The organism is Weissella confusa, assembly GCF_004766315.1.
Taxonomy (GTDB): domain Bacteria; phylum Bacillota; class Bacilli; order Lactobacillales; family Lactobacillaceae; genus Weissella; species Weissella confusa_A.
Genome location: NZ_PVSN01000001.1, coordinates 11,896 through 28,937, shown reverse-complemented (window position 1 = coordinate 28,937; position 17,042 = coordinate 11,896). Strand labels below are relative to the sequence as shown.

Annotated in this window: 19 protein-coding genes and 1 pseudogene; 10 read left to right on the top strand and 10 right to left on the bottom strand. The window is 42.9% G+C overall.

From position 1 onward, the window contains the following. Positions 1 to 217: 217 nt before the first annotated feature. Positions 218 to 1,630, bottom strand: a complete 1,413-nt coding sequence (locus C6P11_RS00155; protein WP_135517884.1) for an MDR family MFS transporter — start codon at positions 1,628 to 1,630, stop codon at positions 218 to 220. Positions 1,631 to 1,801: 171 nt separating this feature from the next. Next, on the bottom strand, positions 1,802 to 2,263 hold the full coding sequence (locus C6P11_RS00150; protein ID WP_135517883.1) for a MarR family transcriptional regulator: 462 nt from the start codon (positions 2,261 to 2,263) through the stop codon (positions 1,802 to 1,804). Between the two features lie 154 nt (positions 2,264 to 2,417). Here C6P11_RS00150 and C6P11_RS11125 point away from each other — a divergent pair. Further along, positions 2,418 to 2,954, top strand: a pseudogene (locus tag C6P11_RS11125) (NADPH-dependent FMN reductase). 66 nt (positions 2,955 to 3,020) lie between these two features. Here the strand turns inward: C6P11_RS11125 and C6P11_RS00140 are convergent. Continuing rightward, positions 3,021 to 4,328, bottom strand: a complete 1,308-nt coding sequence (locus tag C6P11_RS00140) for an NCS2 family permease (RefSeq protein ID WP_135517882.1) — start codon at positions 4,326 to 4,328, stop codon at positions 3,021 to 3,023. Positions 4,329 to 4,490: 162 nt separating this feature from the next. Further along, the gene (locus tag C6P11_RS00135; RefSeq protein WP_135517881.1) at positions 4,491 to 4,823 is read right to left on the bottom strand and encodes a DUF805 domain-containing protein; all 333 of its coding nucleotides are present in this window, start codon (positions 4,821 to 4,823) and stop codon (positions 4,491 to 4,493) included. Positions 4,824 to 4,963: 140 nt separating this feature from the next. Between C6P11_RS00135 and C6P11_RS00130 the strand changes: the two genes are divergently transcribed. Together C6P11_RS00130 and C6P11_RS00125 are read left to right on the top strand one after the other, a co-directional pair. Beyond that, the gene (locus C6P11_RS00130; protein ID WP_135517880.1) at positions 4,964 to 5,644 is read left to right on the top strand and encodes a hypothetical protein; all 681 of its coding nucleotides are present in this window, start codon (positions 4,964 to 4,966) and stop codon (positions 5,642 to 5,644) included. 108 nt (positions 5,645 to 5,752) lie between these two features. Further along, positions 5,753 to 6,814: a PTS sugar transporter subunit IIC gene (locus C6P11_RS00125; RefSeq protein ID WP_135517879.1), complete on the top strand. Its 1,062-nt coding sequence runs from the start codon at positions 5,753 to 5,755 to the stop codon at positions 6,812 to 6,814. Between the two features lie 47 nt (positions 6,815 to 6,861). Here the strand turns inward: C6P11_RS00125 and C6P11_RS00120 are convergent, their stop codons facing one another. Further along, a complete protein-coding gene (locus tag C6P11_RS00120; protein WP_135517878.1) occupies positions 6,862 to 7,617 on the bottom strand; it encodes a YwaF family protein in 756 nt (251 codons plus the stop codon). Between the two features lie 98 nt (positions 7,618 to 7,715). Between C6P11_RS00120 and C6P11_RS00115 the strand changes: the two genes are divergently transcribed. Further along, positions 7,716 to 8,414 (top strand): ribonuclease H family protein, encoded by a 699-nt coding sequence (locus C6P11_RS00115; protein WP_135517877.1) that lies wholly within the window; start codon positions 7,716 to 7,718, stop codon positions 8,412 to 8,414. 141 nt (positions 8,415 to 8,555) lie between these two features. On the opposite strand, the gene C6P11_RS00110 is transcribed toward C6P11_RS00115, so the two are convergent. The 3 genes from C6P11_RS00110 to C6P11_RS00100 form a co-directional block, all read right to left on the bottom strand. Next, positions 8,556 to 8,732 (bottom strand): hypothetical protein, encoded by a 177-nt coding sequence (locus tag C6P11_RS00110; protein WP_210114202.1) that lies wholly within the window; start codon positions 8,730 to 8,732, stop codon positions 8,556 to 8,558. 312 nt (positions 8,733 to 9,044) lie between these two features. Then, the gene (locus C6P11_RS00105; RefSeq protein WP_135517875.1) at positions 9,045 to 9,869 is read right to left on the bottom strand and encodes a Cof-type HAD-IIB family hydrolase; all 825 of its coding nucleotides are present in this window, start codon (positions 9,867 to 9,869) and stop codon (positions 9,045 to 9,047) included. Positions 9,870 to 9,960: 91 nt separating this feature from the next. Then, positions 9,961 to 11,304, bottom strand: a complete 1,344-nt coding sequence (locus C6P11_RS00100; protein ID WP_135517874.1) for a TrkH family potassium uptake protein — start codon at positions 11,302 to 11,304, stop codon at positions 9,961 to 9,963. A 733-nt stretch (positions 11,305 to 12,037) separates the two neighbouring features. Between C6P11_RS00100 and rlmH the strand changes: the two genes are divergently transcribed. The 4 genes from rlmH (at position 12,038) to C6P11_RS00080 (ending at position 14,266) form a co-directional block, all read left to right on the top strand. After that, a complete protein-coding gene (rlmH, locus tag C6P11_RS00095; protein ID WP_003609837.1) occupies positions 12,038 to 12,517 on the top strand; it encodes a 23S rRNA (pseudouridine(1915)-N(3))-methyltransferase RlmH in 480 nt (159 codons plus the stop codon). 15 nt (positions 12,518 to 12,532) lie between these two features. Then, a complete protein-coding gene (locus C6P11_RS00090; protein ID WP_135517873.1) occupies positions 12,533 to 13,033 on the top strand; it encodes a hypothetical protein in 501 nt (166 codons plus the stop codon). 202 nt (positions 13,034 to 13,235) lie between these two features. Beyond that, entirely contained in the window at positions 13,236 to 13,952 is a 717-nt protein-coding gene (locus C6P11_RS00085) for an AzlC family ABC transporter permease (RefSeq protein ID WP_135517872.1), read from the top strand. Beyond that, positions 13,949 to 14,266: an AzlD domain-containing protein gene (locus C6P11_RS00080; protein WP_135517871.1), complete on the top strand. Its 318-nt coding sequence runs from the start codon at positions 13,949 to 13,951 to the stop codon at positions 14,264 to 14,266. Before C6P11_RS00085 ends, C6P11_RS00080 begins: the two co-directional genes overlap by 4 nt. Before the next feature lie 30 nt (positions 14,267 to 14,296). Here C6P11_RS00080 and C6P11_RS00075 read toward each other — a convergent pair whose 3' ends face one another. Together C6P11_RS00075 and C6P11_RS00070 are read right to left on the bottom strand one after the other, a co-directional pair. Then, positions 14,297 to 14,653, bottom strand: a complete 357-nt coding sequence (locus C6P11_RS00075) for a cyclophilin-like fold protein (RefSeq protein ID WP_135517870.1) — start codon at positions 14,651 to 14,653, stop codon at positions 14,297 to 14,299. A 144-nt stretch (positions 14,654 to 14,797) separates the two neighbouring features. After that, a complete protein-coding gene (locus C6P11_RS00070) occupies positions 14,798 to 15,628 on the bottom strand; it encodes a DUF368 domain-containing protein (protein ID WP_135517869.1) in 831 nt (276 codons plus the stop codon). A 169-nt stretch (positions 15,629 to 15,797) separates the two neighbouring features. On the opposite strand from C6P11_RS00070, the gene C6P11_RS00065 reads away from it, so the two are divergent. Further along, a complete protein-coding gene (locus tag C6P11_RS00065; RefSeq protein WP_135517868.1) occupies positions 15,798 to 16,316 on the top strand; it encodes a GNAT family N-acetyltransferase in 519 nt (172 codons plus the stop codon). A gap of 65 nt (positions 16,317 to 16,381) precedes the next feature. Next, positions 16,382 to 16,999, top strand: a complete 618-nt coding sequence (locus C6P11_RS00060; RefSeq protein ID WP_135517867.1) for an NAD(P)-dependent oxidoreductase — start codon at positions 16,382 to 16,384, stop codon at positions 16,997 to 16,999. Positions 17,000 to 17,042 lie beyond the last annotated feature (43 nt).

Genomic DNA, 17,042 nt, shown 5'->3' with positions numbered 1-17,042 from the left:
CTAACAAAATATCATAAAAAAGAGCTCCTATGGTTTTCACCCAACGGGTGAAAGCGCAAAACCCGCTGAAACGGTATTAACTTGCCGTTTCAGCGGGTTTTTGTTTGTCTTGATGAATAATCCGGGACTAAATATACAACCTCTGACATTGAATGTCATTTAATCCTCCTAAATAAAAAACTGTTCATGCCAGGATGAACAGTTTTGTGGAGTAAATTTACTTAACTTTGTGAGTTAGCATGAATGCCGGGACAATCATCAAGACAACAAAGGCCGTGCCCCAGGCAAATGCATATTGGTATGCACCCAACAATTGGGCTGTTTGAACAATATGATGTGCACTAACAAAGCCAGCGACCAGCGTGGCTAGGACAGCTGAACCAAAAGCTGAACCAACTTGTTGAAACAAGTTAGATCCCAATGATGCCTTACCTGAGTCAGCGCGATCGATACCAACATATGCATCAGCTTGAATGGCTGACTTAACCGCCGCACCACCGACACCACGAACAAACATCACAATGGCGATTAACCAGTAAGCCGTTTGGGCATCAAAAAATACAAATGGTAACGTGCTAATAATAGTAAGCACTGTCCCCACAACGACAACCAAACGAGCACCAAGCGTATCAATCATCTTACCAATTGTTCCACGTGAAACTAGCATACCGACACTCTGTGGAATGAGTGATACTGCAGCCATAATGACGCTTTCACCACGAACATCTTGGAAAAAGAGGGGCAACAAAATCATTGGTCCGCTAGTGATAAAGCCGGCTAGTAGGTTCCCTAGCATGGCACCTGAAAAATTGCGGTGCTTGAAAAGACGAAGGGGTAACACTGCCGTATTTGGATAACGCCAAGCATACAACAAGTACCCGATTAAAATAACGATTGTCACCGCACCGAAGCCAACCGTTAGATGGTTGTTAAACGATCCGGTCGTGCTGGCTTGCACCGTACCATAAACAAACGTTACTGAAAGTGCAACCAACAGTCCAACACCAAAGCCATCAAAAGTAGCAGATGGATTTTTAGGCGCAATCGCTGGTACCTTCTTATATAGCATCAATGCTGAGATTAAAACAATTGGCACATTAATGAAGAAAATCCAGCGCCATGAAATCAATTGGACAATCAATCCACCGATAATTGGTCCGGCCATTGGACCTAATGTCATAGGTACACCGATAATCGACATCATGCGACCCATTTTGTCACCGCCAAATAAATCAACTAGCAGCGTGAACATAACCGGCATAATCATACCAGCCGCAAATCCTTGCACAATGCGCAATGCAATCAACATTTCAACATTACCTGATAGGCCAGCAAGCAGTGACGCAACACCAAATGCGATTTCTGACCAGAAATAGACCGTCTTGCCGGAAAAGCGATCAACTAGCCAACTTGAAAATGGCACGGCAGCACCCATCGCTAGAATAAAGCCAGTAACTGTCCACTGAATTAGTGCCAGACTAGTACCAAAATCAATGCGCAGTTGATTAACAGCAATATTCACCATCGTTGAGTCCAACATAGGCGCCATCGCACCAAGAACTAGCAACCACGCAATGCTAACCAAATTAGCAGGTAGCGGTTCGGCTTGCATCGTCTTTGAATGGAACATATAGATAAAACCTCGTTTAATTGTTATGAGCAAGAATCGTCGATTCATTCGACTTTTCTTTTTGTTTCCTTGTCAACAAAAATACACTTTAAACCTATTTTGTTTCCTTGTCAACAAAATAAGAGCAATAAAAAACTGCAACTTGTTTAAAACCAGTTGCAGCTTAAGTATTTATTCTTTTGTTTTCGCTATTTCAGCATCCAAAAATTGGCTGTAGGTCTGGGCAAACGCAATCATCTTATCAAGGTCTGCTGAACTCACCGCATTGAACACCGGCTTGTCCCGATCGAAAAATTCGTTGTTCAACGACTCATGAACTTCATTCACTTCGCGCCCCTTGTCGGTCAGCGTAAAGTAACGTTCTTTTTTGTTTTCGGGCTTCTTATAATCAGTAATTAGCCCTTTTTCAATCATCTTATTCGTGATTTTTGTAATTGCACCACGCGTCATATCAGAATATTCCGCCAATTTTGTGACGTTTGCATCGTCTGGATGATTCGCAATGAACTCTAGTGTCTCCACTTCTGGGTGACGATAGTCAGCAAGTTTTTCGCTCATCTTCGATTGATTCAATCCGACTAACTTGCTCATTAATGACATATAACTCTGAATGAAAACGCGTTGTTGGTCCATAACAAAAGCCCTCCTATAGTACTTTCATTATAGGTGGGTTTTGTTTCCGTATCAACAAACATCTGCCAAATAATGGCTATCATTTTGGTTTTCATCGTTCCTGCTGTAAACTTGAAGACAGTATTTTTCAATTTAACGTAGGAGAATAAGCTTTATGAAATACGTTGCAATCGTTGGTAGTAACAGCAAGAACTCATTAAACCGTGTCTTGGCTAACTTTTTGGCCAAGCGTTACGGTTCTGATGACCTATCTATTGATGTTCTTTCTATCAATAACTTGCCATTTTACAGTGTGGATGATGAACTAACTCCTTAACCAGAAGTTGTTGCCTTCAAACAAGCTGTTAAAGAGGCCGACGGTGTCATCTGGTTGACGCCTGAGTACAAACACTCAATTCCAGGTGTCCTAAAGAACGCCATCGACTGGTTGTCACGTGTCGACAAGGTCATGATCAACAAGCCATCATTAATCATGGGTACCACACCTGGATTTTTGGGAACAGTTTATGCGCAAATGCACTTGCGCGATATTTTGTTTGCCCTACAATCACCCGTTTTGATGGGTAATGATACGCTAGTTGGTGCCGGTCACCAAAAGTTGAGTGGCACAGATGACGTCACTGATGAAAGCACAATCGCCTGGTTGGATACGGTCATGCCAAACTTTAAGGCATTCATCGAATCTCACTAAAACAAATGGGCAGGGATACCAAAATTGGTATCCCTGCCCATTTTTGTTTCACATGAAACAGTGTTATTAGTGATTAGTTTGTAGCACGTAAATGAAGCCGATAAAAACAACCGCTAGTGCATACATAATTGGGTGAACCTTCTTGCCGCGACCAGTAACGATCATCAAGAATGGGTACACGATAAATCCAATGGCAATTCCATCTGAAATTGAGTAAGCCAATGGCATACCAATAACCGTCAAGAATGACGCAGCGGCAATTGGGAAATCTTCCCAGTTAACAGCAGCAAGATTTCCAGCCATCAACACACCTACTACAATCAAAGCTGGTGCCGTCACGTGAGACGTCACAACAACCAACAATGGTGAGAAGAACAATGCCAACAAGAAGAAGACTCCTGTAAACACTGATGTCATTCCTGAACGCCCACCAACAGCAATTCCAGTTGATGATTCAACGAACGCCGTTGTAGGTGACGTTCCCAACAAGGCACCACCCAGCATTCCGATTGAGTCAGCCATCAAAGCCTTACCAGCACGTGGCAATTCGTTGTTGACCAAGAACCCACCAGAGCGAGCGATTCCAACCAATGAACCAGCCGTGTCAAAGAATGCCACGAGCAAGAACGTTAAAATAACCGGAATCATCTGCATTGTGAAGACGTCATGAAAACCGAAGATGGCTTGTCCAAACGTTGGTGCCAAACTTGGCACACCAGCAACAATACCAGATGGTGCAGGAATCAAACCTGTTACCAATCCAACGATTGATGTAATCACGATACCAATAAAGATGGCACCTGGAATCTTACGTGCGAACAACGCAAAACTGATCAAGACACCGAAAATCGTTAGCATCACTTGTGGATTACTCCAGTCACCCCAACCAATAATCGTTGACTTGTTGGCCGCGACAATCCCACCGTCGACCATTCCGATCATGGCAATAAACAAACCGATACCACCCGCAATAGCAGCCTTCAAATCAGCTGGAATGGCGTTGATAATCGTTTCGCGAATGCGGAGAACTGTCAAAATCCAGAAGATGACACCGGCGACGAATACGCCTGCCAATGCCGTTTGCCATTTAACGCCCATTCCGATTACCACACTGTAAGCAAAGAAGGCATTCACACCAAGTCCCGGTGCAATGGCGAAAGGATAACGTGCAACGGCACCCATAAAGATGGTTGCAATCGCTGTGATTAATCCAGTTGCCGTGAACACGGCCCCTTTATCCATCCCCGCAGCACCCAAAACAGATGGGTTAACGAAGAGAATGTAGGCCATTGAAACGAACGTTGTCGCACCGGCCAAAAATTCCGTGCGCATCGTCGTCCCAAGTTCAGACAACTTGAAGTAGCGTTCAAACATGAAGCAAAACTCCTTATAAAATGTATTCACTTTTCTAAAAACAACTTAACTATTGTCGCACATTAAAACGATTAACACAAAGGTTTTGCAAACAATAAATAAAAAGAGGCCGAAAACGGCCTCTAAACACGAACATTATCTCTATTTTTCCGAACATTCCCGTTACTTAAATTGATTTGTTGGAATGAAACCAAAAATGAACGCAATGATGTTGAAAATGACTCCCAATACGCCCCAAAGAACCACATGCTTAACACCTGTGTCGCGCACGCGGCGAATAATCAACGCCCACATTGGAATGATAATCAACAAACCAAACACAACCGTCGCAATTCCGAATGGTGCTGTCCACCAGTGACTACTTTGTGGCCCTGCCAAGAACCCCAAAACCAACGCAATCACAATATTCAAAATGTATGGTACCCAAAACTCTGATCGTGTTGACCGTCCTGAAAAGTTAAAATAGTTACGCCAAAAAGCTCCATAAGCACCCATAATTAAGTCCCCCTATATAATAATTTCTCCATTTGTAACATTATCGTAACATAACCTCGTTAATTAACCTTTTAAAAAGTCCTGACAGTCGTTTTGTTCACTAACACATACTGTTAGAATAGAGAAAGAGGTGAATGACGATGTACAACGAAAATGGACAGCTGCGCAATTTAAGCAGTCGTGAAACAGGACTTTATTTTATTGCTGGCTTGCTCTTTAACGCTGTCGGTAACGGCTTAACGGTTGCCACCAACATGGGGTCAGCGCCCTGGACGGCATCTGCAGCCAATCTTGCCAACGCAACCGGCCTATCAATCAGTGTGTTTTTGTTTGCATACGGGTTTATCGCTGCGATTCTTAGTTGCATTCTTTTGAAGAGCATCGACTGGCCACGCGTGATTGGTAATTTACTATTCGTCTTGACGTTTAGTATCATTATCGGCTTTGTCTCATCATTCTTTGTCGCACAAGGCATCGGTGATTTACCAATGTCCACCCGCTTGTTGATTGATTTAATTGCAATCGTTTCAGTCGGTTGTGGGGTTTCAATCACCCAGCGTTTGCAATTCATTTTGCATCCCCTAGATGACCTAACAAACCTAACGCGTTTCATGTTCTTCAAGGGAAACGCCGGTGTCGCGCAAATTGTTAATTTCGCCATTCCAATGGTCATCTCAATGGCTGTTTGGGCCTTCACTGGAAACCTGGTAGCGGTTAACATCGGAACCTTGGTCTCATTCTTTTTCCAAGGAGTCGTTATCGGTTATGCCGATAAAATTGTTTTTAGCCACTTAGATCACAAATTAAAGTTAAATAACTAGTTGACACTAACCGGTTTGTCCGTATGATTAGTATCAACAAATCAACGCCGATTTGTTCTTTCAAATCGGCGTTTTAATTTCCGCACCCATAAATAGGAGACGCTAACGATGCACCCTGAAACGTTTGTATCACCGCGCCGTAATTGGCAAGATTTCACCTTGAACGTCTTAAATGGTAATAGCCTCGGCATTATCATCGCTTTGTTGCCACCTGCTTTAACGAGCCAGGTCTTATTACTTTTCGGCCAACATCCTTGGGTTCGTCTCATCACGATGATGACGAATGTCTCACAAAGCATGTTGCCGATTATTGCCGCATTTGCGGTCGGTTATTTCCTACGTCTCAGTACATTAGCGTCGGCCTCAATCGGTCTAGCGAGCGTCGTCTCAGCCGGCGTGGTGACGATTAATCCGAATAACACCTATACCCTAGCCGGTACCGGTGCGATTTTGAACATTATGCTTGTCACGTTCATTTCAGCTTTTCTCGTGATTGTGTTGGAACCTCGGCTCGGTCAACTAAAAATTATTTTATTGCCCACTATCACGTTATTGATTGGTGGTGGCATCGGATTAGCGACCTTGCCTTGGATGATTCATATTCAAAATGCGATTGGTAATGTTGTCGCGGTGGCAACCCACCTTTCACCATTGCCGATGGGCATCTTCCTAGGACTTGCGTTTGCAGCCTTGATTGTTTCACCTATCTCATCAGTCGGGATTGCGACTGCGCTTGGCATTGCCGGCGTGGGATCTGGTGCGGCAAACGCTGGAATCGTGGCTGGTTCGCTAACATTAGCCTGGATGAGCGCTTCAGTGAACCCAATCGGCGGCACAATTGCCCACGTTATCGGCTCACCAAAAATTCAAATGGCCAATATGTTGCGCAAACCATTACTATTCATTCCAGTCATGATTGCTGCCGGAATCACTGGTGGCGTCGCAACGCTCTTATCAATCAAAGGAACGCCGTTTTCAGCTGGTTTTGGCGCATCTGGCCTAATTGGCCCCCTAACCGCCTTGCAAGCCTCTGACGGCGCCTATATTTGGTTGAGACTGCTTGGTGCATATATCATCGCCCCTGTTATCTCAGCTTGGCTGATGAACATGATTTTCGTTAAGAAAACTAACCTCATTCAGCCTGACCGTGATTTAAAAATTCCATTGTAAACACAAAAACGGTAGAACCTAGGGTTCTACCGTTTTTTCATATTAGATTATACTGTGACAGCAACCGCTGCCTTACGACGCTTGGCAAATTCCCATGGCGTGTACATAATCACCCACAACAATGCCAACAGCGACAGAACGACGGTGATGTACAACTCACCGTGACCAAACGCTTGTTGCAAAGGCTCCAACGGTGAACCTGGCGCTGCGACGTTTAGGAAGAAGAAATTCGTTCCCAATTGCCCATTTACCCAAATGACAAACGGCACGACAACCACCAAGAATAATACTGGACGCCACAATTCACGCCAGTTCGGCACCATTTCACCACTGACCATCAACATCATTGGATAGGCAATCAACAATGCGTGGATCAAGAAGCTTTGTAATGCCCATTGATTCATAATTGGATAGTAAGCCCAATCTGGGAATATTTCAGCCGCAAAGGCACCCCAAATCGTCAAACTATACAAGATTTCGCGGGTGGTTTTGTTAGGATGGATAGCATCCACCGCAATCATCATCAACCCAAAGCCACACAAATGCAGTGGCAACAAACTTGGTTCCCATTGACCAGTCACAGCCAAATAGAAATCCTTAAATAATTCCATCGTCCAAATGGCAATCGCAATCCCCCAACGTATGTGGCGACGACGACTGTCAGTTGCTGCAATATAATAGCGGACAATATAATAAATCAAACCCGCCATTAGCAAAAGCATTGTGCCGTGCGTCAATGAAAATTGACCAAACCCAATGCCCGTTGGAATCGATGGTTCATAAGTGAAATAATACTTAAACATCCGGTTCCCCTTCGAATAAAAAATAGCTGAATAATTCCGTTACATATCAATTTAAGCTATGATATTATATAAGATTAATCGAAAATTAGGGAGAAACAATGAAGACCTACGCAATTGTCGGAAACCAGTTCGAGGGCCTCTACACCAAGCCATGGTCTGAGGTTCAAAAGTACACCCACACAAAGCCAGCACCAAAGTACAAGGGCTTTGCAACGCGCGCTGAAGCACAAGCCTGGTTTGATGATCAAACTGGCGCTTCAGGTGATTTATCTCGTAAATACGAAACAGCTTACGATGGTAAATTCGATGCAAAAAATGAATATTATTACATCTTCACGGACGGTGGTAGTCGCAATACAGGCAATGTAGCTGGTGGCCACGTGCGTCCAACTGACAAAGCTGCTTGGGCGATTGCTATTTATCGTGGCTCAGATATGCAGACACCAGTCTTCTCAGACAGTGGCGCTTTTTACGGTCGCACGAACAACGAAATGGAAATTCTTGGTCTAATCAACGCGCTTTTGCAGATGGCCAAAGTTTCTGAACCAGTCACGATTGTCAGCGATTCAAAGTACGTCCTAGATACCGTTACGGATTGGATGTACAACTGGCAATCAAAGGGTTGGCGCAAAGCTTCCGGCGAAATCGCTAATTTGACTGCTTGGCAACAAGTCTATGATTTGGTGCAACAAGTAAAGGATCGTTTGTCATTCATCTGGGTGAAGGGTCACGCAACCAGTGCAGGTAACATTCTGGTAGACAAATTGCTTAACGAAGCAATGGATAATCTCAAATAATTGCTAAATCATCGTCATTTTTGACGGTGATTTTTTATTTCTGGTCACCCTGAGCCCTTGATATGACTGTTTTGTGAAAACATTCACTACCATCTTTATAAAATCTAAACCTTTTGTTGTGATATCCTTCACAAATAGCTTTTAGTTGTTTGTATCATACATTTGGCAGGCGGTTTTGACTGTGTCTTCAGCCGCAAATTTACCTACTGTTACCGGCAACTTTTGCAGCGTTTTTTCTTTAAAATCACCAGTTTCGGTTAGTACACCGACACTTTTCAACGTATAAAAGGCGCCGTATAGCTTAATCAATCGCTTCATCTTGGCAACAATCTGTTCATCAGCCCCTAAAACATCGAATCCAGATCGTTCTTTTGGTTGTTCACCATCATATACAGTGCATGACACCCGTTATGTGCCAACTTTAAATACCATATATGCCATGATTATTCCTCCTTGAGCTTCGATGCGAACAAACATTTAACTTCATCTTTAAATTTTAAATCAACAATGTTGCTGGTTTGTGAACTTCACAAAGTCGTTTTTTGAACGTCAAGCTGGAGGGGAATTTTCGTATACAAAAATACGTTTCAATATGCATAATTTTGCATATTGAAACGTATTGCCGTCTTATTATTTATTTAATAAATTTTCCAAAGTCGTTAAAACTCCGTCATGGTTATTATCAGCATCCGCAACAGGGTAGGTCGCAATTAACGTTTTATCACCATTTGGCATCGCAAATGGACGCTTCGCTTTTGCCAACATTTCGGCATCATTCAAACCATCACCAAAGGCAACTAAATCTCGCTCCAAATCAAGGCCATAATGCTTCGCAACATAAGCCAATCCATTCGCTTTATTAACATCCGGCGCCACAATATCAACTGATCCGTACCCTGATGTCGTCACGTGGGCGCGATTACCCAACGCTTCACGCACAGCAGCAATGAAATCCATCATTTGATGCTCAGCATACGTGATTGTCACCTTCAAAATCGGTTCGTGAATCTCATCTAATGAATCAATCATCTTAATATTTGAAAACATCATCAAGACCAATGATTGATGGGCCAAGTTCAAACGACCTTGATCACGCAACATGTAAACTGCCTCATGCCCAGTGAATAGGGCACCTTGGCGTGGGTCGAACGGCAAATCAGCGACAACTTGCATCATCGTTTCAACCTCTGCTACAGATAGGCCAGACACATTTAACAATTCACCGTTGGCCGTTCGAACGACTGCACCATTGTCGGCCACAACATCATAACGCCCAACAAATGGCTTAAATTGCTTATGAATTTGCTCTTCATCACGACCACTCGCAATCACAAAGTGCCCACCAGTCGCTTCGAGACGCTTTAATATTTGGTCGAAAAAGTCCTCGTTAATCCTTTTTGTATCACTCAAAAACGTCCCATCTAAGTCCGTTGCTACCAAATCAACTTTCGTCATGATTTCCCCCGTTAGTAATTCCTATGTTTAAGACTATTGTATCCAGAATGCACACAAAAAGCACCGACAAAACATTGTCGGTGCTCATTTTTTAACCAATGATGATTTCTTCAGTTGGGTATTGGAAACTCGTTGGCTTTTCACGAATGTTCATGACTGAGAACATAACCGTGTACAAACCAACACGGCCGATGAACATCACAATCATGATGACGATCTTACCAAAATCGGTTAGGTGAGGGGTGAGCCCCATCGAGAAACCAGTGGTTGAAAAGGCTGAGATAACTTCGAAGACGATGTATTCAAGGCCTTCGCCCTTAGGAATTGCTTCCGTGATGGTTAGCAATAACGACACGCCGACCACGAATACGCTGGAAATAACGGCCAACATCATCGCTTTTATTACAATCTTTTGGCTAAAGCGACGACCACCGAAATTAACCGTTTCTTGGCCTCTGAGGGCTGCCATTGACTGCAACCACAAAATACCAAGCGTCGTTGTTTTAATACCACCAGAGGTTGATCCTGGCGTTCCACCGACGAACATCAACAGCATGATGATCATTAAGCCGGCTGCTGAAATCGAACTAAGCGGCACAACTTCAAGCCCCGCCGTTCTGGGGACAACTGCCAAGAATAGTGTATCCATCACACGATGACCAATTGAAGTCGAATTAGCCAACGGCGCCAATACTTTTTCAGTGAACAGGAAGAACAAGAAGCCGAGTCCCGTTAGCCAAGCTGAAACGTGTAGCGCGACGCGGGTGTGCAAACTCAAGCGACGCTGCTTGTGGAACAACAGCAAATCGCGCCAAACCAGGAACCCCAGTGAACCAGCTGAAATTAACAACATCCAAACCAATAAAATGTATGGATCGTTGCGTAAGAAGAAGACTGGTTCATCGAAAAATGTAAATCCAGCATTACCAAAGGCTGAAATTGATGATGCAATACTCAAATAGATACCGTGCGTCCAGCCGAAGCGGGGAATAAAGTCCGGCATCATCAATACGGCGCCGATTACTTGGATGATTGCCGATAGTGAAAATACATATCGCAGCACGCTCTTAACATCCGCTAAATTGCGCAGATTCAACGCTTGTTGCGCCATCAAACGGGCTTTCAAATCCATGCGCTGCCCGGTAATTGCAAATAGCAAAACCGCAAACGTCATAAATCCAAGCGCGCCGATTTCAATCATAATCAATAGAATAATCTGACCAAACAATGACCAGGTGGTTGCTGTGTTCACAACGGTCAAACCTGTAATTGCAGTTGCCGACACAGCTGTGAATAACGCATCCATAAAACTAATATGAACACCTTGTTGATGCGAAATTGGTAATGTCAAAATCAAGGCGCCAGCAAAGATAATTGCCAAAAAACCTAACGTTAAGACTTGTGGCGGTGTTAAACCACTGAATCGTTTTTTCATAATATTAAGTATCCCCCAACTTGATTTATTATACAGGATGCGTGATGAAGGTTTTACACAGAATTTTGTGGATAAATAGGGGATAACCGCACTCTTTTCCCCACAACCTGTGGAAAACTTGTGGATAAAATGGCCATTTGTGCAATGAAACCCACTATCTACGGGGGAAAAGTCAGTGTGGAAAACCTGTGCGAAACTAATTGTTACATGCAATACCCCCAAATCTGGGCATTTCTAAACAATTGTTAAGTTTAACCTTAATTAAATTCGGTGATTTTAGCGACTTTCTGAATTCACATGCCGAAATGTACGCCTTTTATCGGTAAATATCACAATTTTCATGTAAATAATGCTAAATTATCCTGTTTTCCGAATATTACAAACTTACATCCTTTTCATACTTTGTATTCGATTATTTCAGGTAAAAATAGGGTGTGCAAAACTGTTTTTACTCCAGAATTTTTTGTGGCTTAAATTGTGAAAAATTATGATCAAATGCCGAGTTTCTAACGTTTCCAGAGTTATCCACACGATTTTTACCCATCTGTGGATAAATGTGGATAACTATCCACGTAAACCCTATAAATCTTTGATATAATAACGTTTGTAGCCAATTCACAACCTGTTAGTAACATGTGGAAAAGGTAGTAATTGCAATTTGTTTAAACAGTTATCCACAACTGTTAAAAACTATGATGAAATCAATAAATTTCTTAAGAAAGGTTTAAGACGGATGAATATTAAAATCATTGGTGTCGGAAAATTGAAAGAAAAATACCTGAAAGATGGTATTGCAGAATACGCAAAACGTTTGCAAAAGTTTGCAAAGTTCGAAATAATCGAGGTTCCTGACGAAAAAGCACCCGAACAATTGTCACAGGCCCAAATGGACCAAGTTATGGGCAAAGAAGGTGAACGCATCCTATCAAAGATCAAAGATAAGGAATACGTTTTCGCCTTGGCCATCAAGGGAAACGAACGTAGTAGTGAAGAACTTGCTGCTGAAATCGATAAGTTGGCGCTTCGTGGTGATTCAGACATCACTTTCGTCATCGGTGGTTCACTCGGTTTAGCGCCTGAAGTATTGCAACGCGCCAATACCCAAATTAGTTTTGGGCGTTTTACGTTGCCACACCAATTGATGCGCCTGGTTTTGACTGAGCAGATTTATCGTGCGTTTATGATTAACGCTCACAGCCCATATCACAAGTAATTTAAGGAATTATTCATGCCCGAAAAAATCACGATTACCTTATCCGAAGAAACAGCCAATGCATTGCCTGACTTACTTGGTACAACCGACTTAGCTGACGGAATCGCGAAGCACCTGGCAGCATTGGTTACAAACACTAGTGGTCCAAAAAAATCTGCAAAAGTGCAACATCGTTTTAAGCAAGCTTTTGCAGATGTGACATTCTTCATTGACTACAATGGTGCAAAGGCAACCGTTACTTGGCGCAAGCGTGATGAAATGATCATCGCCGCTGGTGCAACGTTGCAAACTGATATGCCACTAAATAAGGATGGCTCAGTTGGATTTGCACAACGATTCGCCCTAACATTACGTGAAGAACACGCAGATGCCATTTCCAATGGTCACACTACCAAGGATGTGATTTTGAAGAGCGCTAATGAAGTTGGCCATTTTTTGTATTTTGCCGGTACAAATACCTGGCTTCAACTAAAAGATGATCAGGGCAAAACTTTAGACGAACTTTCTCGCGCTTAGACCAAAAATAGACGAATCGTAATTGCGATTCGTCTATTTTTTTGATGTTTTTTAATTAACTACATTGGAACTTATTAAAGCTTAAACTAGTGCTTCTTTAAATTCAATTTTTAACTGCGATGCCAAATTTCTCGTTAGTGATTCTCAGGGCAATATGGTTTAATTGCACATATCTTTAGAATCGGGAAAGTAGGGTGGGCTTATGGACGAAATTTACACATTCAAACGAGGTGTACTCGACGCTGCACCAACTATGCTGGGTTATTTGAGTATTGGGTTAACGGTTGGGATTCTGGGCGTTAGTGCGCATTTGCCGATTTGGTTCATTGTTGGTATGTCGATTTTTGTTTATGCCGGTAGTGCCCAATTTTTAATGACCAGTTTGGTTGCTTCCGTGGCACCAGTTTCCGCGATTACTTCTCTAGTCTTTCTAGTTAACGCACGTCACTTATTGATGTCGTTATCCGTGGCGCAAAAATTTAGCCATCAATCATTGCCATCAGCGATTGGTATGGGATCCCTGCTAACCGACGAGTCTTATGGTGTATTTGCTAGCAATCATACAAATCCAAGTATCACGGTTGGTTGGCAGCATGGTGTAAACGTCGCGTCATATCTAGCGTGGATTGTCGCAACCTTCGTCGGCGCCTTTTTCGGTCAGTTCATTCCAAATCCACAACAATTCGGCTTGGATTTTGCATTAGTCGCGATGTTTGCGGCCCTTTGGTATTTTCAAATCGATACCGCCAAGGTCGTCACAACTCGCCGTTTAATCATCACAACTGTTGGTAGCACGATTTTGATTTATCTAATCATGGTGCCATTCGTTGGTAGTGCAAGCGCAGTGCTGATTGCTACTGTGGTTGCTGCCGGACTAAGTGCATATTTAAATGCTAAACGCCCAGGAGGTTTCGTATGACAAGTTATTACGTCATTGTGCTGATTACTGCCGGATTAGTTACCTGGTTACCTCGTATCTCACCGTTTGTATTGGTCCGGTTTGGTAAATTACCAAATTGGCTCCAATCATTTTTAGCATTCATTCCGCTAAGCCTGATGACAGCTTTATTTTTTGAAAATCTAGTTGTGATTAAAACGGGTCAACTCCCTGGCATTAATTGGCTAGCCGTTTTCGCAATGATTCCAACATTGCTTACAATTTGGCGAACGAAATCCATTATGTGGACGGTCTTAGTTGGTATCATAAGTATGGCCATTTTGCGTGCCATTTAAAAAGCAGGCGGATTTAGTGTCCGCCTGCTTTTATAATTTGCAATTCAGTTTTATTTCTTGATCTGCTTGCTTCAAAAATGCGACAAACGCTTCGACATCAACTGCCGCAGCCAAATGAACATAATGCTTGTCCATCTTTTTCAACAATTCATACGGCAGCACGAGTCGTTTATCTTCAATGTCGTAGTATAAGTTGCCCGGTACTAAATCACGTGTCGTCAAATCATCAGATGAAAAAGCTTCTGCCAAGTCACCTTCGTACAAGCGACCATAATGATCTAACATCGTGACTTTCAGTTTCTTTTTACTCACTAATTCATCAATCACCTGGCTATCTGCCAGTTCAAATTCAAAACTATCTAAATTTAAATGCATGGTCACATTCATAATGTTTACCTCATTCACTATCAGTATTAAGTGACGTGATTGTAGCACCGTTAGCAACTAGTTACCGTTGTGCCAGCTTGAAGTCCGAATTCCTTAACCTTTTGAAAAAAAGCGGTCGCATATTCTCGTGCGACCGCTTTATCTTTATTTCGTATTCATCTTATCTTCCAAACGACTCATCCACCAACCAAGCCACGTTCCAAGCGCTAGCAATAACACTGAAATGACAACATGAATAATTGTAAAGTCGTTAAAATCATTCGGCACAATCATGATTGTTGATGCTAAAACAATTCCAAAAATACCGTGGAATAATTTAGCATACGCAACCTTGAAAATGTAAGCCATGAACTTTGATAGTAGGGCAATGATGGCAAACAATCCAATGACAATTGGCACCAAAACACTTAAGTCACCATGCTTAATACCATCACTCATACCTTTGTACAGTCCCAGGTAAATCAAGAAATTAGATGGACTAAGGCCCGGCACAATCAAACCGAGTCCGATTAAAGCACCTGCCAAAATCCAAGCACCAAAACTTGGTTCAATTTCTGAAAAGAGAGGGGCACCAAATAGCAAAAAGGCCAACATCGCAGCAAATGCCACAATCATAATCACCACATCGACTTTGGTCCGTCCTTCCTTGGCAGCGTCACGCCACAAAGACGGCAACGTCCCAACGATTGCCCCCACGAAGAACCAAAGGGCCACGCTTTCGTGCTTACCAAGTACGAAACTAATCGCAAATGATAGCGCGAAAATACCTAAAATCGCACCGATACCAACTGGCAAGAAAAAGAAAATATTTTCCTTCAAACGCTTAAATGGGTGCGCCAAGAAGTTGATAATTCGCTCATATAATCCAAATACAGCGGCTAATGCGCCACCACTAATACCGGGTAGGATAAACCCAGATCCAATCAGTGCACCTTTAACAGCACGGAAGATCCAATCTCCTGGTTGTTTTTGCATGTCGAAACCTCATGAATTTCATTTGATACTATCAATTCTAACTGAGCCCCACAGCGACAACAAGCTGACTGGCTAATCTGTTGTCATCTTGATAACTAATCGACATCATATTTCGGCCAGAATAGCCTATTATGTAAGAAACAACCCTTTTATTCTGAGGAGAATACTTATGACGACTTATACCCGTCGTGCGCGTTTGTCAGATTTGGACGCCATTAGCACAATTATTGACCATGCAATTGCCTTTTTGGCCGAGCAAGATTCACCACAATGGCAACATGGGGATGGACCTTCTCGTTCAGAATTTGAAACAGCTATTGCTGAAGGTATTGCTTACGTGCAAGTTTATGAAGGTAAGGTATCCGGCATCGCCAAGTTGATTCCTGGACCAGAAGGACCTTATGAAGAAATCGATGGTTCATGGGCAGGGGATGCCACGCAATATATGACGATTCACCGTGTGGGGATGGACGGCACCATTCGTGGTAAGGGACTTGCCCAACAATTCCTACAAGATTTGCTGGTTATTTCTTTGGAGCACGGCTTTAATGATATTCGCATGGATACGTACCCTAAGAATGTGATTATGCAAAAAGTGATGACGAACCTTGGCTTCGATTATCGTGGCATGGTTGAAATGCCAGTTCCTCACGGTGAGCGTATGGCTTACCAACTCATTCTGGACTAGCCCTTTTGCAACCACTATTTTAATTTTCTGTGCTATTATTTGCACAAGAAAATGAGGTGGTAACAATGACAAATGTACTAGTACTTGGTGCAACGGGAAACGTCGCACAGTATTTTATCGATAATTTTGAAAACGTCGCGCCAAACGATATGCAATTGACATTGTTAGCGCGTCGTCCACGTGGCCTAACGCGTGACCAACAAAACAGCTACCAAGTCTTTCCTGGTGACATGTATGAATCAGAAAGCTTGGTCGACGCTGTCCGTGATGCCGATATTATCGTCAGCTTCGTCGGATCATCACCAATGCCAACGTACGCGCAAGCACTATTGGATGCGATTGACCAATCTGGTACAGATGTACAACGTATTTTGTGGTTGGGTGCCGGTGGCATGAACCAAGAAACAACTGGTCGTGAAGGTGAACTTTGGAAGGCAATGCCTGGTTACTTCAGCCAGCAACGCCAAGCCGGTGAAATGCTAATGAATTCACCATTCGATACTACGGTTATCAGTCCTGTTATGTTCCATGGTGGCGCAGCCGGAAAGGCAATTGTCACAGATAGTCACGAAAAGACACCTGCGCAAACTGTTTCACGTGAAACAGTTGCCCTTGTTTACTTGGAAGCCTTGCTACAAGATAAGTGGCACAATCAAATGATTACCGTTGGAGATCGTAAATAAGCAAAAAAATTGGCAGCTCGCAAACGCGAACTGCCAATTTTTA

Bases quoted from the DNA above. Each gene is read 5' to 3' on its own strand.
- C6P11_RS00115 (WP_135517877.1), top strand. From the start codon at position 7,716: ATGAAGACCTACGCAATTGTCGGAAACCAGTTCGAGGGCCTCTACACC.
- C6P11_RS00125 (WP_135517879.1), top strand. From the start codon at position 5,753: ATGCACCCTGAAACGTTTGTATCACCGCGCCGTAATTGGCAAGATTTC.
- C6P11_RS00060 (WP_135517867.1), top strand. From the start codon at position 16,382: ATGACAAATGTACTAGTACTTGGTGCAACGGGAAACGTCGCACAGTAT.
- C6P11_RS00085 (WP_135517872.1), top strand. From the start codon at position 13,236: ATGGACGAAATTTACACATTCAAACGAGGTGTACTCGACGCTGCACCA.
- C6P11_RS00105 (WP_135517875.1), bottom strand. From the start codon at position 9,869: ATGACGAAAGTTGATTTGGTAGCAACGGACTTAGATGGGACGTTTTTG.
- C6P11_RS00120 (WP_135517878.1), bottom strand. From the start codon at position 7,617: ATGTTTAAGTATTATTTCACTTATGAACCATCGATTCCAACGGGCATT.
- C6P11_RS00155 (WP_135517884.1), bottom strand. From the start codon at position 1,630: ATGTTCCATTCAAAGACGATGCAAGCCGAACCGCTACCTGCTAATTTG.
- rlmH (WP_003609837.1), top strand. From the start codon at position 12,038: ATGAATATTAAAATCATTGGTGTCGGAAAATTGAAAGAAAAATACCTG.
- C6P11_RS00110 (WP_210114202.1), bottom strand. From the start codon at position 8,732: ATGAAGCGATTGATTAAGCTATACGGCGCCTTTTATACGTTGAAAAGT.
- C6P11_RS00100 (WP_135517874.1), bottom strand. From the start codon at position 11,304: ATGAAAAAACGATTCAGTGGTTTAACACCGCCACAAGTCTTAACGTTA.
- C6P11_RS00090 (WP_135517873.1), top strand. From the start codon at position 12,533: ATGCCCGAAAAAATCACGATTACCTTATCCGAAGAAACAGCCAATGCA.
- C6P11_RS00135 (WP_135517881.1), bottom strand. From the start codon at position 4,823: ATGGGTGCTTATGGAGCTTTTTGGCGTAACTATTTTAACTTTTCAGGA.
- C6P11_RS00070 (WP_135517869.1), bottom strand. From the start codon at position 15,628: ATGCAAAAACAACCAGGAGATTGGATCTTCCGTGCTGTTAAAGGTGCA.
- C6P11_RS00080 (WP_135517871.1), top strand. From the start codon at position 13,949: ATGACAAGTTATTACGTCATTGTGCTGATTACTGCCGGATTAGTTACC.
- C6P11_RS00130 (WP_135517880.1), top strand. From the start codon at position 4,964: ATGTACAACGAAAATGGACAGCTGCGCAATTTAAGCAGTCGTGAAACA.
- C6P11_RS00150 (WP_135517883.1), bottom strand. From the start codon at position 2,263: ATGGACCAACAACGCGTTTTCATTCAGAGTTATATGTCATTAATGAGC.
- C6P11_RS00140 (WP_135517882.1), bottom strand. From the start codon at position 4,328: ATGTTTGAACGCTACTTCAAGTTGTCTGAACTTGGGACGACGATGCGC.
- C6P11_RS00065 (WP_135517868.1), top strand. From the start codon at position 15,798: ATGACGACTTATACCCGTCGTGCGCGTTTGTCAGATTTGGACGCCATT.
- C6P11_RS00075 (WP_135517870.1), bottom strand. From the start codon at position 14,653: ATGAATGTGACCATGCATTTAAATTTAGATAGTTTTGAATTTGAACTG.